Origin of the sequence: Massilia sp. TWR1-2-2, from assembly GCF_049897565.1 — a bacterium.
Classification (GTDB): domain Bacteria; phylum Pseudomonadota; class Gammaproteobacteria; order Burkholderiales; family Burkholderiaceae_D; genus JAFCUW01.
This window is the reverse complement of record NZ_JAFCWM010000003.1, coordinates 32,938-48,428: the sequence shown is the minus strand read 5'-3', so window position 1 is coordinate 48,428 and position 15,491 is coordinate 32,938. Positions and strand designations below refer to the sequence as shown.

General features: G+C 63.4%; 15 protein-coding genes and 1 pseudogene. 8 read left to right on the top strand and 8 right to left on the bottom strand.

From position 1 onward, the window contains the following. Positions 1-90: 90 nt before the first annotated feature. Positions 91-585 (bottom strand): DciA family protein, encoded by a 495-nt coding sequence (locus ACP7DD_RS03735; protein ID WP_426173366.1) that lies wholly within the window; start codon positions 583-585, stop codon positions 91-93. Positions 586-812: 227 nt separating this feature from the next. On the opposite strand from ACP7DD_RS03735, the gene secA reads away from it, so the two are divergent. Together secA and ACP7DD_RS03725 are read left to right on the top strand one after the other, a co-directional pair. Beyond that, positions 813-3,581: a preprotein translocase subunit SecA gene (gene secA / locus ACP7DD_RS03730; protein ID WP_426173365.1), complete on the top strand. Its 2,769-nt coding sequence runs from the start codon at positions 813-815 to the stop codon at positions 3,579-3,581. A gap of 131 nt (positions 3,582-3,712) precedes the next feature. Next, the gene (locus ACP7DD_RS03725) at positions 3,713-4,780 is read left to right on the top strand and encodes a hypothetical protein (RefSeq protein ID WP_426173364.1); all 1,068 of its coding nucleotides are present in this window, start codon (positions 3,713-3,715) and stop codon (positions 4,778-4,780) included. On the opposite strand, the gene ACP7DD_RS03720 is transcribed toward ACP7DD_RS03725, so the two are convergent. Next, positions 4,707-5,717 (bottom strand): acyltransferase, encoded by a 1,011-nt coding sequence (locus ACP7DD_RS03720; RefSeq protein ID WP_426173363.1) that lies wholly within the window; start codon positions 5,715-5,717, stop codon positions 4,707-4,709. The genes ACP7DD_RS03725 and ACP7DD_RS03720 overlap by 74 nt on opposite strands. Before the next feature lie 423 nt (positions 5,718-6,140). On the opposite strand from ACP7DD_RS03720, the gene argJ reads away from it, so the two are divergent. The 4 genes and pseudogenes from argJ to ACP7DD_RS03700 all read left to right on the top strand — a co-directional run bounded on the left by argJ (position 6,141) and on the right by ACP7DD_RS03700 (position 10,052). Beyond that, on the top strand, positions 6,141-7,379 hold the full coding sequence (argJ, locus tag ACP7DD_RS03715; RefSeq protein WP_426173362.1) for a bifunctional glutamate N-acetyltransferase/amino-acid acetyltransferase ArgJ: 1,239 nt from the start codon (positions 6,141-6,143) through the stop codon (positions 7,377-7,379). A gap of 4 nt (positions 7,380-7,383) precedes the next feature. After that, positions 7,384-8,256, top strand: coding sequence for an ATP-binding protein (locus ACP7DD_RS03710; RefSeq protein ID WP_426173361.1), 873 nt, complete (start codon positions 7,384-7,386; stop codon positions 8,254-8,256). Further along, positions 8,249-8,650: pseudogene (locus ACP7DD_RS03705) on the top strand (NUDIX domain-containing protein); the annotation flags it as partial. The gene ACP7DD_RS03710 and the pseudogene ACP7DD_RS03705, both read left to right, overlap by 8 nt. A 106-nt stretch (positions 8,651-8,756) precedes the next feature. Continuing rightward, the gene (locus ACP7DD_RS03700; protein ID WP_426173360.1) at positions 8,757-10,052 is read left to right on the top strand and encodes a D-amino acid dehydrogenase; all 1,296 of its coding nucleotides are present in this window, start codon (positions 8,757-8,759) and stop codon (positions 10,050-10,052) included. A 15-nt stretch (positions 10,053-10,067) separates the two neighbouring features. On the opposite strand, the gene ACP7DD_RS03695 is transcribed toward ACP7DD_RS03700, so the two are convergent. The 4 genes from ACP7DD_RS03695 to ACP7DD_RS03680 form a co-directional block, all read right to left on the bottom strand. Next, positions 10,068-10,250 (bottom strand): DNA gyrase inhibitor YacG, encoded by a 183-nt coding sequence (locus tag ACP7DD_RS03695; RefSeq protein ID WP_426173359.1) that lies wholly within the window; start codon positions 10,248-10,250, stop codon positions 10,068-10,070. Positions 10,251-10,267: 17 nt separating this feature from the next. Further along, positions 10,268-11,023: a cell division protein ZapD gene (gene zapD, locus ACP7DD_RS03690; RefSeq protein WP_426173358.1), complete on the bottom strand. Its 756-nt coding sequence runs from the start codon at positions 11,021-11,023 to the stop codon at positions 10,268-10,270. Between the two features lie 62 nt (positions 11,024-11,085). Continuing rightward, positions 11,086-11,733 carry a dephospho-CoA kinase gene (gene coaE, locus ACP7DD_RS03685; RefSeq protein ID WP_426173357.1) on the bottom strand — a complete coding sequence of 216 codons (648 nt, stop codon included), beginning with the start codon at positions 11,731-11,733 and terminating at the stop codon, positions 11,086-11,088. A gap of 25 nt (positions 11,734-11,758) precedes the next feature. Next, entirely contained in the window at positions 11,759-12,628 is an 870-nt protein-coding gene (locus ACP7DD_RS03680) for a prepilin peptidase (RefSeq protein WP_426173356.1), read from the bottom strand. A 240-nt stretch (positions 12,629-12,868) separates the two neighbouring features. Between ACP7DD_RS03680 and ACP7DD_RS03675 the strand changes: the two genes are divergently transcribed. Both ACP7DD_RS03675 and ACP7DD_RS03670 read left to right on the top strand, forming a co-directional pair. Then, positions 12,869-13,696, top strand: coding sequence for a universal stress protein (locus tag ACP7DD_RS03675; RefSeq protein ID WP_426173355.1), 828 nt, complete (start codon positions 12,869-12,871; stop codon positions 13,694-13,696). A gap of 11 nt (positions 13,697-13,707) precedes the next feature. After that, positions 13,708-14,163: a universal stress protein gene (locus tag ACP7DD_RS03670; RefSeq protein ID WP_426173354.1), complete on the top strand. Its 456-nt coding sequence runs from the start codon at positions 13,708-13,710 to the stop codon at positions 14,161-14,163. Positions 14,164-14,189: 26 nt separating this feature from the next. Here ACP7DD_RS03670 and ACP7DD_RS03665 read toward each other — a convergent pair whose 3' ends face one another. Together ACP7DD_RS03665 and ACP7DD_RS03660 are read right to left on the bottom strand one after the other, a co-directional pair. After that, on the bottom strand, positions 14,190-14,504 hold the full coding sequence (locus ACP7DD_RS03665; protein ID WP_426173353.1) for an addiction module antidote protein: 315 nt from the start codon (positions 14,502-14,504) through the stop codon (positions 14,190-14,192). A gap of 4 nt (positions 14,505-14,508) precedes the next feature. Continuing rightward, entirely contained in the window at positions 14,509-14,802 is a 294-nt protein-coding gene (locus tag ACP7DD_RS03660) for a type II toxin-antitoxin system RelE/ParE family toxin (protein ID WP_426173352.1), read from the bottom strand. Positions 14,803-15,491: the final 689 nt, after the last annotated feature.

Genomic DNA, 15,491 nt, shown 5'->3' with positions numbered 1-15,491 from the left:
CGCGGGTTGAGTTTTGCTTCCGGGGTTTGACGGGGACGCCGAGTCCGATGGGGTCAGACCCCGGTCTAGCGCCGGCCCGACAAGGAAGACCTAGCGCCGCCTGGCCGCCATCGCCTTGATCGCCGCGATCAGCGACGCATTCTGGGCGTTTTCCGGCAGCGTGTTGCCGAGCTCCTCGAATGCCGCCACCGCCGTTGGCGGGAAGTCCAGCTGGCGCGTGTGCACCACCGGAGGGATGCTGCGCGTGACCTGCACCTTCAGGCGTATATGATTGATTTGCCAGCCGCGCTTTTGCAGCGCCGCCTGCAGCTTTGGCACCTGCTGCTTGAGTTTGGCAGCGACGGCCGAAGTCGGCGTCGCCAGCACCAGCTGGGCGTCCTCGAACGACAGCACGTCGCAGGTGCCAAACATCGGCGCCAGGGCGGCGGCGCAGTCCTTTTGCAGGCTGGCCATGCGCATCGCCGCCGGCAGCAGGCTGGCCATCCTGGCGTTGCCGCTCAGGAAGCTGGTGGCGCCAACGGACGTCTGCCGCGACTTGGTGCCGTAGATATGGCCGATGCCTTGATTGTGGGAATTGAACCGCATGAGGCGCAACATATCACAGCTGGGCCGCCGACGGGCGATTGGCGCCGGGGCGGTACAATTTGATAACATTGTTTTACCGCACGCACTTGTTATCCGGGCCGATAACCCCAAGTGTGGCGACATCGCATGATAAAATCACTGTCTTTTTGCCATAGTCGGCTTTGGATGCGTATCTATTTGATAACATTCAGGCTCTTTTTCGCGGCGCATTTTTCAAGAATTCAAGCATGTCATTACTGACCCAGATTTTCGGTAGCCGCAACCAGCGGCTGCTCAAGCAATATCAAAAGACGGTGCGCGAGATTTCCGCGCTCGAGCCTCAGATCGAAAAGCTGTCCGACGCTGAGCTCCAGGCCAAGACACCTGAATTCAAGGACCGCATCGCGAAGGGCGAATCGCTCGACGACCTGTTGCCCGAAGCGTTCGCGGTATGCCGCGAGGCGGCCCGGCGCGTGCTCAAGATGCGCCACTTCGACGTCCAGATGATCGGCGGCATGGTCCTCCATTACGGCAAGATCGCCGAGATGGGCACGGGCGAAGGCAAAACGCTGATGGCGACCCTGCCGACGTACCTGAACGCGCTGTCGGGCAAGGGCGTGCACGTCATCACCGTCAACGACTACCTGGCGCAGCGCGATGCCGAGTGGATGGGCCGCCTGTACAGCTGGCTGGGCCTGACGACCGGCGTGAACCTGTCGCAGATGGACCACGACACCAAGCAGTCCGCCTACGCCGCCGACATCACCTACGGCACCAACAACGAATTCGGCTTCGACTACCTGCGCGACAACATGGTCTACGAAGCGCGCGAGCGCGTGCAGCGTTCGCTCAACTTCGCCGTCGTCGATGAAGTCGACTCGATCCTGATCGACGAAGCGCGCACCCCGCTGATCATCTCCGGCCAGGCCGAGAACCACACGGACCTGTACCACAAGATCAACGAAGTGCCGGGCATGCTGACGATGCAGATCGGCGAAGAAACGCCTGACGGCAAAGGCGTCGTCGAAGTCCCGGGCGACTACACCAAGGACGAGAAGGCGCATTCGGTGCTGCTGACCGAAGCGGGCCACGAGAACGCCGAAGCGATCCTGACCAAAATGGGTCTGCTGCCGGAAGGCGCTTCGCTGTACGACGCCGCCAACATCACCCTGATCCACCACCTGTACGCGGCGCTGCGCGCCCACGCGCTGTACCACAAGGACACCCATTACGTGGTGCAGAACGATGAAGTGGTGATCGTCGACGAATTCACCGGCCGCCTGATGACCGGCCGCCGCTGGTCCGACGGCCTGCACCAGGCGGTCGAAGCCAAAGAGGGCGTGAAGATCCAGAACGAGAACCAGACGCTGGCCTCGATCACGTTCCAGAACTACTTCCGCATGTACGCCAAGCTGTCCGGCATGACCGGTACCGCCGACACCGAAGCGTACGAGTTCCAGGAGATCTACGGCCTCGAGACGGTGGTGATTCCGCCGAACCGTCCGTCCAAGCGCGTCGATCGCCAGGACCAGGTCTACAAGTCGGCGCAAGAAAAGTACGGCGCCATGCTGGTCGATATCCGCGACTGCTACGAGCGCGGCCAGCCGGTATTGGTCGGCACCACGTCGATCGAGAACTCCGAACTGCTGTCCGGTATCCTGACCGGCGCCAATCTCGAACACAATGTCCTCAACGCCAAGCAGCATGCACGCGAAGCGGAAATCATCGCGCAGGCGGGTCGTCCGAAGATGATCACCATCGCCACCAACATGGCCGGCCGCGGTACCGACATCGTTTTGGGCGGTAACGTCGAAAAGCAGATCCAGCTGATCGAAGAGAACATCGCCCTGCCGGAATCGGAAAAAGAAGCGCAGTCGCACAAGCTGCGCGACGAATGGCAGTCGCTGCATGACCACGTCGTCAATGCCGGCGGCCTGCACATCATCGGCACCGAGCGCCACGAATCGCGCCGCGTCGACAACCAGTTGCGCGGCCGTTCGGCGCGCCAGGGCGATCCGGGATCGTCGCGCTTCTACCTGTCGCTCGACGACGCGCTGCTGCGCATCTTCGCGGGCGACCGCGTGCGCGCCGTGATGGACCGCCTGAAGATGCCGGAAGGCGAACCGATTGAAGCGGGCATCGTCTCGCGCTCGATCGAATCGGCGCAGCGCAAGGTCGAGGCGCGCAACTTCGACATCCGCAAGCAGCTGCTCGAGTACGACGACGTCGCCAACGACCAGCGCAAGGTGATCTACACCCAGCGTAACGAACTGCTGGAGACGACCGACATTTCCGAGCTGATTGGCTCGCTGCGCGTGGGCGTCTTCCAGGACGTCGTGCGCGCCCACGTGCCGGCCGAATCGGTCGAAGAGCAGTGGGACATCCCGGCGCTGGAAAAAACGCTGGCCGGCGAGTGGAACCTCGACGTGCCGCTGCAGCAGATGCTCGCCAACGACCAGAACGTCACCGACGACGACATCCTCGAGAAGGTGCTGGCGGCCGCGGACGACTCGTACAATGCCAAGATCGCTGTCGTCGGCAAGGAATCGTTCGGCGGTTTCGAGCGCAACGTCATGCTGCAAAGCGTCGACAGCCATTGGCGCGAGCACCTCGCCGCGCTCGACCACCTGCGCCAGGGTATCCACCTGCGCGGTTACGCGCAGAAGAACCCGAAGCAGGAATACAAGCGCGAAGCGTTCGAACTGTTCGGCAGCATGCTCGACCAGATCAAGAACGAAGTAGTGCGGATGGTGATGACGGTGCGGATCCAGTCGCGCGACGAGATCGACGCGGCCGAAGCGGCCATCGCGGCGCAGCAGGCGCACGTCGAGAACCTCAACTTCCAGCACGCCGACTTCAACCCGAACGCGGCGCCCGAGGAACTGCTGGCGCCGACAGCGGCGCCAAGCGCTGCGCCGGCCGAAGAAGGCTATATGGGCGTCAAGGTCGGCCGCAACGACCCATGTCCTTGCGGCAGCGGCAAGAAGTTCAAGGCGTGCCATGGCAAGCTCGCTTAAGGCGGCGCGCACTTGAAAAGAGCGGCAGGGTGAAAACCCCGCCGCTTTTTTTTCGTTCGCCCGCGAGCACGTCATCCTGGCGCAAGCAGGGATCCATGCTGAACTTGGCGAAGTGTTTAGAGAGGAAAGGCATGGCCGTATCACGAACGATTCTCACGGCAGCGGCGATGGTGCTGTGGTGGGCCGCGCATGTCGCTTGTGCGGCTGCGCCGCCGGTTGCCCCTGTCGCCGATGCCCGTGCCGAATACCGCGCCGTGTTCTGCGCCGTGATGCAGCGCGACGATCCTGGCGCCGATTGCAGCGACAGGCTGCGCCGCTTTCCCGACGAGGCCGCGGCCGTGGTCGACACGCCGCCAATCGGCAGCGCGCCGGCGGTGAATGTCGTGATGGTCGGCGGCCTGTTCGGCGAATGCCTGCCCTCCGTGCCGACCTTCGGCGACGCCGCGACGCGCCTGCGCGCCGTCGGTTACCGCGTCAGCCATGCGCCGGTGTTGGGGCGCGCCAGCGCCGAGGCCAACGCCGCCATCATCCGCGCGCACGTCGCCGGCGAGCGCGCGGCGATGCCGGACTTGCAGCTGGTGATCGTCGCCTACTCGAAGGGCGTGGCCGACACGATGACCGCGCTGGCGGCCTATCCGGACATGGCGGACAACGTCGGCGCCTTCATCAGCGTGGCCGGCGTGGTCAAGGGTTCGCATGCAGCCGATCGCATGGTGCGGCTGTACGACGCCACCGCCGCGCGCCTGCCGGTGGGCCGGTGCGCACAAAGCGATGGCGGCGCCGTGCGTACCCTGACGCGCGAGTACCGCGCCAACTGGCTGGCGACGCACCGGCTGCCCGCCAAGCCGCTGTATTTTTCGATTGTCGGGCTGCCGACGCCGGCGCGCATGTCGTCGGTGTTTTCGGTTTTCCAGCGCCGCCTGGCGCCGATCGACCGCCGCAACGATGGCCAGATGATCTACTCCGACGCCGTCCTGCCGCGCGGCGCACTGCTCGCCTACGCCAACGCCGACCATTTCGCGATCGCGCTGGCGCTGCCCACGGCGCGGCTGCTGGGTGTCAACCGCAACGATTTCCCGCGTGCGCAGATGGTTGAGGCGGCGGTGCGCGTCGCCCAGGCGAGGCTCATATCGTCCGATTCATCCACGGCGTTTTCGCGATCGCCCATGCTACCGCCAGCGAGCTCGCATACACCGTGATGGTCAGCAGAGGTACCGCGAGCGCCGGCTGGTAGTCGCAGGGCTTGACGACAAAATCGCTCAGTGTTTCGAAAATGATCGGGTGGATCAGGTACACGCCGAGGGTCAAGCGCGACAGCGTGCGCGCCGCTTCGCTGCTGATGAACGGCTTGTTCCATTCTTTAAGCAGAACCATCACGCTGATCGACATCGGGATGACGGTAATGCTCAGGTAGTTATAAAAATACAGCCCGGCGTCGAGCGACCGGTAGTGCGCCAGCAGCCGGCAGCCGGCCGCAGTGGCGGCGATCGTCAGCACCAGCGTGGTCCACAGCATCGCGCGCGGGGCACGCACGTCGGTGATGGTGATCAGGTAGCCGAGGAAAAAGTAGGGGATATACGCGAGGAACCAGTTCGCGAACAGGCTCGGTCCCGATGGGTACAACGCGGTGACGACCGAATTGAGGGCGGCGATGGCGAACGAGAGGAACGTGATGGTGCCGATTTCGGCGCGGGTGGCCGAGCGCGTGATCATCCTGAAGAACGGCGTGAACAGGTACAGCACCACGATCATGTAGAGGAACCACATGTGGTAGTGCGGCTTGCCCGACGCCAGCCCGCGCAGAAGCGAGATTGGCGCGAACTGGTTGCCGGCCATGCTGGTCTTGAGCGCGTTCCACGCCAGGTACACCAGCGACCAGAAAACCAGCGGTGCGACGATGCGCGAGGCGCGCTTGGCGTAGAAGGTTTTGATGTCCTCCGCCTTGGCCGGATTGAGCAGCAGGGCGCCGCTGATCATGACAAACACCGGCACGCACCAGCGCAGGGCCGAGTCGTACAGGTTGCCGGCCCACCAGTACAGCGAGCCGATCTCGGTGCCGGTGACGACGATCGCCGCCACGTGCAGGAACACGACCGCGAAGATCGCCAGTATTCTCGAATTATCCAGCCAGGTCATGATCGGCGTCCTCGGTAGCATCCCGCTGCCAATTTTGCTACGACAACCCAGACCGGCTTTGCTTTTTGACAAGCAATCCATCCATCCAATGCTGGGGTCAGGTCTGACATTCGGACATCTGTCTGGGGTCAGGTCTGGCATTCGGACATTTCGTTGCCATCAGTCTCGCCTTTCGAGCGAAAGGAATGGCCGGATGGCAAGTTTTAACCCGGCGGTTGGGCCGCACGTGCATGGGGTACGGCAAAACTAGGCAGGAATGTCCGAATGTCAGACCTGACCCCAGCTTTTCTGTGGCGGCAGCATCGATTCGTTAGGGTTAATCCGCACCGCGCGAAAGTGATGGACAGAAGAACAAGCGTCGCTGGCCTTTGCGAATGCAGGCGGTACAATAGCGGCTTCGAATTTAACCGTTGGATACCCGCCATGGCCGTCAATTCCCCCCTGCCCGTCGCCGCCGACCTGAAACCGGTCGCCGGCATCGACATCGGCTTCGCCCAAGCCGGCATCAAGAAGCCGAACCGCAAGGACGTGCTGGTGATGACGCTGGCCGCCACCGCCACGGTCGCCGGCGTGTTCACCAAGAACCGCTTCTGCGCCGCGCCGGTCCAGGTCAGCAAGGCGAACCTGGCGGCAGTGACGGCCGGCGGCGCGCCGATCCGCGCGCTGGTGGTCAACACCGGCAACGCCAACGCCGGCACCGGCGAATCGGGCCTGGCGAAAGCGCACGAGACGTGCGCCGCGCTGGCCAGGCTGCTCGGCTGCGAGCCGCAGCAGGTGCTGCCGTTTTCGACCGGCGTGATTCTCGAACCGCTGCCGGTCGAGAAAATCGTCGCCGGTCTGCCGGCCGCTATCGCGAACCTGAAGCAGGACAACTGGTTCAACGCGGCCGAAGCGATCATGACCACCGATACCCAGCCAAAAGCTGCGTCGCGCACCATCACCATCGGCGGCCACACCGTCACCATGACCGGCATCAGCAAGGGCGCCGGCATGATCAAGCCGAACATGGCCACCATGCTGGGCTATCTGGCGTTCGACGCCAAGGTGGCGCAGCCGGTGCTCGAGCAGCTGGTGCGCCACGCCGCCGACCAGTCGTTCAACTGCATCACCATCGACGGCGACACCTCGACCAACGACTCGTTCATGCTGATCGCCACCGGCGCCGGCAACCTCGAAGTCGACGACGTCGCCTCGCCGCACTACGCCGCGCTGCGGGATGCCGTCACCGATATCGCCCGCAACCTGGCGCAGCAGATCATCCGCGACGGCGAGGGCGCGACCAAGTTCATCACCATCACGGTGGAAGAGGGAAGCAGCGTCGACGAGTGCCGCAAGATCGCCTACTCGATCGCCCACTCGCCGCTGGTCAAGACCGCGTTCTTCGCCTCCGACCCGAACCTTGGCCGCATCCTGGCGGCGATCGGCTACGCCGGCGTCGACGACCTCGATGTGTCCAAGCTCGATATGTACCTCGACGACGTCTGGGTGGCCAAGAACGGCGGCCGCAATCCGGACTACCAGGAAGCGGACGGCCAGCGCGTCATGAAGCAAAGCGAAATCACGGTGCGCGTCACGCTCGGCCGCGGCGATGCCGCCGCTACGGTGTGGACCTGCGACCTGTCGCACGAATACGTGACGATTAACGCCGACTACCGCTCGTAACGCCATGACGCCGCTCGAACAATTCCTGCTGCGCGCCGAAGCACTGCTGCTGCGCGTCGAAGGCGTGCTGCCGCCGGCCATCCCGCGCGAGCCGGACTGGAAGCGCAGCTTCGCGTTCCGCTGGAAAAAGCGCGGCGGCAGCGGCTTCCTTCAGCCGGTCATGCATGCCTCGACCATCACGCTGTCGGACCTGCATAACATCGGCAACCAGAAACTGCAGATCGAGCAGAATACGCGCCAGTTCGTGCAAAAGCGCCCGGCCAACAACGTGCTGCTGACCGGCGCGCGCGGCACCGGCAAGTCGTCGCTGATCAAGGCGTGCCTGAACCAGTTTGCGGGCGACGGCCTGCGCCTGATCGAAGTCGACAAGGCCGACCTGGCCGAGCTGACCGACATCGTCGACCTGGTTGCCGGCCGGCCCGAGCGCTTCATCATCTTTTGCGACGACTTGTCGTTCGAAGAGGGCGAGAGCGGCTACAAGGCGCTCAAGGTGGCGCTGGACGGCTCGATCTCTGCGCAGTCGGACAACGTGCTCATTTACGCGACGTCGAACCGGCGCCACCTGATGCCGGAGCGGATGTCGGACAACGCCAGCTACAAGTCGGACGACAACGGCGACCTGCATCCGGGCGAAACGGTGGAGGAAAAAATCTCGCTGTCGGAGCGCTTCGGCCTGTGGCTGTCGTTCTACCCGTTCAAGCAGGACGACTACCTCGACATCGTCGCCCATTGGCTCGGCACGTTCGGCTGCGACGCCGCGCAGATCGAGGCGGCGCGCGCCGATGCGCTGCGCTGGGCGCTGCAGCGCGGCTCGCGTTCAGGCCGGGTCGCCTGGCAGTTCGCCAAGGATCACGCCGGGAAGCTGCCCGATGCATGAGGCGAAGGCCGGCCCGATCGATGTCGTCGTCGGCATCCTGATGCAGCCGAACGGCGACGTCCTGCTCGGCCAGCGCCCGGCCGGCAAACCGTACGCCGGCTACTGGGAATTCCCGGGCGGGAAAGTCGAAGCGGGCGAGGAGCTGTTCGCCGCGCTGCAGCGCGAATTTGTCGAGGAGCTGGGACTCGACGTTATCAGCGCCGACGAGTGGTGCGGCATCGAACACGTGTACGAACACGCCCACGTACGACTGCATTTTTTCATCAGCCGCGCATGGCGCGGCGAACCGCAAAGCCTGGAGGGGCAGGCCTTTGCGTGGCAGGGCGCGGTCGGCGTGGCGCCGCTGCTGCCGGCAACGATCCCCCTGCTGGAATGGCTGGACCAGGTGCGCTATCCGACTTATCCGTCGGTCGGCGCGTCGGACGATGGATGCGATACCCCGGCGGCGATCCTGCCGGCTTCGGCCTCGTCCGCTCTCTAAATTTGCACAAGGACTTGCAGTGAAAATAATCGTCTTGGGTAGTGGCGTCATCGGCACCACGTCGGCCTATTACCTGGCCAGGGCTGGCCATGAAGTGACCGTCATCGACCGCCAGCCGGCCGCCGGTATGGAAACCAGTTTCGCCAACGCCGGCGAAGTCTCGCCCGGCTATTCGGCGCCGTGGGCCGGTCCCGGCGTGCCGATGAAGGCCGTCAAATGGCTGCTGATGCAGCATAGCCCGCTGGTGGTGCGCCCGGCGTTCGACCCCGAGATGTGGCGCTGGATGTTCCAGATGCTGGCCAACTGCAACCAGAAGAGCTACGAGATCAACAAGGGCCGCATGGTGCGCCTGGCCGAGTACTCGCGCGATTGCCTCGTCGAGCTGCGCGCCGATACCGGCATCGCCTACGATGAGCGCTCGCAGGGCACCTTGCAGCTGTTTCGCACCCAGAAGCAGCTCGACGGATCGGCTGCCGACATCGCGGTGCTCAAGCGCTACGGCGTGCCGTATTCGCTGCTCGACCCGCAGGGCTGCGAGCAGGTCGAACCGGCGCTGTCGAACGTGCGCGGCAAGTTTGTCGGCGGCCTGCAGCTGCCCGGCGACGAGACCGGCGACTGCTTCAAGTTCACCCAGCGCCTGGCGCAGATGGCCGAAGGCTTGGGCGTCAAGTTCCGTCACGGCGTCGACATCCAGCGCCTGGTCGTCGAGGGCGAGCGCATCACCGGCGTGGTGACCGACAAGGGCCAGCTGAAAGCTGATTCGTTCGTGCTGGCGCTGGGCAGCTATTCGCCGCTGCTGCTGCGCCAGGTGGGCATCCGCATTCCGGTCTATCCGGTCAAGGGCTATTCGATCACGATCCCGATCGTCGACGCTGCCGGCGCGCCGGAGTCGACGGTGATGGACGAGACGTTCAAGGTGGCGATCACGCGCCTGGGCGACCGCATCCGGGTTGGCGGCACCGCTGAAATCGCCGGCTACGATCTGAGCCTGCACCAGGCGCGGCGCGACACGTTGGAGCACTCGGTGAGCGACCTGTTTCCGAAGGGCGGCGACACATCGAAGGCGGAGTTCTGGTGCGGCCTGCGGCCGATGACGCCGGACGGCACGCCGGTGATGGGGCCAACGCCGTTTGGCAACCTGTTCCTCAATACCGGCCACGGCACGCTCGGCTGGACGATGGCGTGCGGCTCCGCGCGCGTGCTGGCCGACCTGGTGTCGGGCAAGCAGCCGGAGATCGGACTGGAAGGGCTGTTCATGGACCGCTACGGCCGCTCGAACAAGCCGATCTTCGTGCCGCAGGGCGTGACCGCGTAAGTCGTCCGGTCGGGGTCAGTGGTCCGCCAGTGGATCGTCCAGCGGATCGGTGGGTGCGCCGCCGGGAATCACGAACTTCTCTTCGGCCCAGGCGCCCAGGTCGATCTGCTTGCAGCGCTCGGAACAAAACGGGCGGTACTTGTTGGCCTCAGTCCATTCGACTCTTCTGGCACAGGTGGGGCAGGCTACTACGGTCATGGCAATTCACTCACATCTTAAAAGTTGCACAGCGTGAGTTCGAACGGTACGTCGTCTTCCAGCGGCTTCGGCTTGAGGTCGCCGCCCTGGGTCGTAAAGCGAACCCACAACATGTATTTATTGGCCGATATTTCGGGGATGGCGCCGAGGCTTTCATCGAGCGTCAGGCGCAGCATCTGGTACACCTTTCCCTGCAGCATTTGCTGGTAGCTGCCGGCGCTGGCGATCATCTTGACCGGGCCGCCGGAGTCGCGCAGCAGGCGCAGCACCAGCGCCAGCGCGTCGAACAGCGGCGCCAGCGGCGCGAACCACGTGACGATGTCGTTGTAGCGCTGCTCGGCCGGCCGCTTCTGCCAGGCGTAATACGAGGGTAAATCGAATTCGCAGGCGCCGCCAGGGATTATGGTGCGGCCGCGAATGCTCATCAGCCACTCGTTGTCGCGCACGTTCTGGCCGGTCTTGCCCTGCGCCGACACCAGGCTGGCGCTGACGCCCTCCAGTTCGGCGAGCACGGCGTCGAGCATCTCGGCGGCCACGTTCGGATTCGAGCGGTAGCTCAGCAGGCTTTGCTTCTGCCGTTCCAGTTCTTGCAGCAGGTCGGATTTGAGGTCGGCGCGGCCGGCCACTTCGAGCATGTCGAAAATGGTGGACAGGGCGACGTGGTGTTGCATCGCATGTTCTTGATGAACAAAGAACTTAAATTTTTCGTACAAGTCTTCCAGCCGCAACAACGTGCGTATGCGCTCGTTGAAAGGGTATTCGTAGACGATCAAAATGACATCCCTTTATTTAGGCTGGCGAAGAATCACGTGATTCTGACCCAAGCGGCGCAAAATTACAAACGCTGCATTGGTATTCCGGCCATTCTGGCCGAAATTGCCATATAAACCTGGTGCAAGGCCTCTACCTGGGGGGCGAGGGCGGCGATGCCGTCGTCGTTGACGATGACGTCGGCGGCGGCCGCCAGGCGTTGCTGCCGCGTGAACTGTGCCGCCATGATGGCCTTCACTTGCGCTTCTTGCAAGCCATTGCGGGCCATCACGCGCGATATTTGCGTCGCCTCCGAGCAGTCGATCGCCAGCACGCGCGCCACGCGGCCTTGCCAGCTGCCCGATTCGATTAACAGCGGCACGACGAAGATCACATAACTGCCTCGCGCCGCGGCCGCTTCAGCCTCGGCGGCGGCGCGGATCAGCGGGTGCAGGATGCCCTCCAAACGCACCTTGGCGGCAGGGTCGGAGAACACCAGCGCGCGCATCGCAGCGCGGTCGAGCGCGCCGTCGGGCGTGATGTATCGCTCGCCAAATGCGGCGCCGATTGCGGCCATCGCCGGCCCGCCAGGCACCGTCATCGAATGGGCGATCAGGTCGGTGTCGACGATGCTGGCGCCGAGCGCGGCGAACATGTTGGCGACGGTGGTCTTGCCGCAGCCGATGCCGCCGGTCAGGCCGATGTGCAACAAGGGAGCGTGCCGTGTGTCCATGTGTTCCTCGCCGGCCGGCATCGCCTTAGCCGATGAGGCGGTTGGTGTAGGCGGCGATCGGGGTGCCGTACAGCAGCGCGATCAGGCCGGCCGCGGCCAGGTAAGGCCCGAACGGGATCGGCTTCTCGCGGCCATGCCTGGTAAATACGATCAGGCAGATGCCGACCACCGCGCCGACCGCCGACGAAATCAAGATGATGGTCGGCAGCATGGTCCAGCCGAGCCACGCGCCGAGCGCGGCCAGCAGCTTGAAATCACCATAGCCCATTCCTTCCTTGCCGGTCGCCAGTTTGAACAGCCAGTAGATTGCCCACAGCACCAGGTAGCCGGCGGCGGCGCCGATGACCGCGTCTTGCAGCGGCGCAAACGTGCCGTTCAGGTTGATCAGCAGGCCGGCCCACAGCAGCGGGAAGGTCAGGTCGTCGGGCAGCAGCTGGGTGTCGAAGTCGATCGCGGTCATTGCCAGCAATGCGTAACCGAAGCCGAGCGTGGCCAGGCCGGTCCAGCCGCTGCCGAATTGCCATACCAGCAAAGCAGAAAGCAGGCCGGCGACCAGTTCGATGGCCGGGTAGCGCATCGAAATCGGCGCCTTGCAGGCACTGCACTTGCCGCCGAGCGCCAGGTAGCTGATCACCGGGATGTTTTCAAGTGCCGTAATCTGGTGGCCGCAATGCGGGCAGGCCGAGCGCGGCACCATCAAGTTGAACTTGTCCTGGTACGGCAACTCCTTGCCGCTTTCGTGCGCCACGTAGTTGTCCGATTCACGCTGCATCATCTTCGGGATCCTGTAGATGACGACATTCAGGAAGCTGCCGATGAGCAATCCGAACAGGCCGGCGGCCAGGGCTGCTCCGAGCGAACCGGGCGCTGCGAACAAAAGAGTTTCCGGAAGCATAACACTCCAACATAGGGGCATAGCGCTGCGATGCATGTTGCATCGCAGGAATAACTTATCATAGACGCGATCCCCGTCGTCTGGCAAATCAAAGCGCTGAAATTTGGACCTTCTTGCTTTGAGTCACCTACGAAAATGCCCGCATTGGCTTGACGTGCATCAAGGATATCTTGGTGACGAACTGACAAACTGCAAGTATTGGCAATGGACCTGGTTGCCCGTCCAACAACAGGGAGTCGCATGTCGTACAAAACTATCCTCGTCCATGTCGACCAGTCAGTGCATGCCCCGGCCCGCATTGCCCTCGCCGCAAAGATTGCAGCCGACAACAACGCTCACCTGATCGGCGCGGCCATGACCGGCATCTCGCGCTCTATTTATCATGGCGCCACGGTTGATCTGGCACGCACCGTGCTCGCCGCCCAGGTCGACGTGCTGGTCGACAAGGCCAACGACGCGCTGGCGCGCTTCGACGCCATTGCCGGGACCTGCGCCGGCCTGTCGTTCGAGCAGCGTCTGGTCGACGACGCCGCCGCCGGCGCGCTGGTGCAGCAGGCGCGCTATGCCGACCTGGTAGTGGTAAGCCAGTTCGATCGCGACGATCCGGTCGCTCGCCTCGACTCCGGATTGCCCGCATACGTGATGCTCAACAGCGCCTGCCCGCTGCTGGTGGTGCCCTACGCCAACGCCGCTGCGACCTTCGGCGAGCATGCGCTGGTGGCGTGGGACGAGAGCCTGCCGGCCAGCCGTGCGGTAGCGAACAGCCTGCCGTTGCTGCGGCGTGCCTGCACAACGACGCTGGCCGTGTTCAACGCCGGCGACGAGCCGCGCCTGGCCGGCGCCGACATCGCGCTGTATCTTGCGCGCCACGGCGTCAATGTCGAGGTACGCGCCGGAGAGACCGACATCGATGTCGGCAACGCGCTGCTATCGCTGGCGGCCGACCTTGGCGCCGACCTGATGGTGATGGGCGGCTACGGCCACACCCGTTTTCGCGAAGTGTTGCTGGGCGGTGCGACGCAGACCGTGCTGGCGGCGATGACCATCCCGGTCTTGATGTCCCATTAGGAGCAACAATCATGTGGAAGAAAATCCTGGTACCGACCGACGGCTCGGAGTTGGCCGGCAAGGCGATCGCCGAAGCAGTCGACTATGCCCGCGTGGCCGGCGCGACCCTGGTGGCGTTCTCGGTGGCGCAGCCGTATCCGCTGCTGCCGGCGGTCGATGGCGCGATGCTGATCGATCCGGCGATCGACAGCGCCGAGATGCAGCGGGTGGCACAGGAGACGGTCGATGCGGTCGCCAGTGTTGCGCGGGCGGGCGGCGTCAAGTGCGAGACGCACACCTCGCTGTCGTTCCTGCCGTACGAGGAAATTATCCGCGCCGCCGCGGAGTACGGCTGCGACGCGATCTTCATGGCATCGCACGGGCGGCGCGGGCTGAGCAAGCTGATCGCCGGCAGCCAGACGCAGAAGGTGCTGGCGTATGCGAAGGTGCCGGTAGTGGTATTCCGCCCGGCGCTGCCGGTGGATTGAGGCGCTGGCCGCCGCTGCCTGGTCGGTTAGTTGGGAAGCGGCTCGGCGACCAGGCGCACTCCGAGCGCGGTACACACCCGATTGATTGTGTCGAAACGAGGCGCGCTCTCAGGACGCAACGCCTTGTAAAGCGCCTCGCGCGTGATGCCGGCAGATTTCGCTACCTCCGTCATGCCACGCGCGCGAGTGATATCGCCCAAGGCAGACGCCAGCAGGGAAGCGTCTCCAGCCGCCAGGATGTCCGTCAGATAGGCGGCGATTGACTCGGGGCTGTCCAGGTACAAGGCGGCATCGAACTCAGGAAGGTCCGCTACGTTAATGTGTCGATCTGCTTTGCTCATAGCCTTACTCCAGAAGTGCAGCGAGTTTTTTAGCGCGGATGATGTCGCGTTTCTGCGTGCGCTTCGAGCCGCCCGCAAGCAATACCACAACCTCCCCGCTCCGCTGAGTAATATAAATACGCCAGCCCGCCCCAAGGTGGATGCGAATCTCCGATACAGACTCACCAATAGGTTCTATATCGCCCAACAAACCATGCTGCAGTCGTTTGATTCGGGCAACCACCGCATCTCGGACGCGCGTGTCTTGAATGTTGTCGAGCCAGTTTGAAAACTCTGGTAGGAGCCGGACCGAAGGCATGAGGTAGTGTAATCGACCGATTACAGGGAGTCAATCGTGTACTGACGCGCGTTGCAGGCTGATGACCATCCCGTTCCATATATAAAAGCGGCCATCAAGCTGGGCAGTAAATATTCTGTAGTGCGCGGCCAAACAGTTTGCCCGAACCTATCATTGGGCAAACGGGCGGCCAATTGCCCCTGTATCATCACTCCTCCGGACATGCCAGGTGGGAGATTTTTCTCATCAACATTTTCCAGCTCAGCTATTGTTTTTGACAGTTCATCCGGCGTAAGTTTCGATACCAATCATCCTTCGCTGAAACTGAATCGCAAACTCTGATCGGCGCACGATGTGATCGAGAGAAGCATGACAACCCGCAGGAAGGCGGCGTATTGCTTTCGGCAAGCATTTATCTTCCTCATCGGGTTCCTCACTTTGCCGCCTAAACGTACGGACTCTGGTTATCCTCTAAAGAACATTTTTTTGGTGCGACCGCCTTGCGACCACGCATGGAAGGATAAACAGGCTAGAGGGCACCGCAAGCATCTTCAACACGGCGGGGGCGGCGACCAAGAGGGTGCTGGCATACATAAAAGTGCCGGTGGTAGTGTTCCGGTCGGCGTTGCCGGTGGATTGAAGGTTGCCGCCGTTATTCGGGACAAAGCCGATTCGGCACTGTCCAAATGAAGGGCCGGGTCAAACTCGGG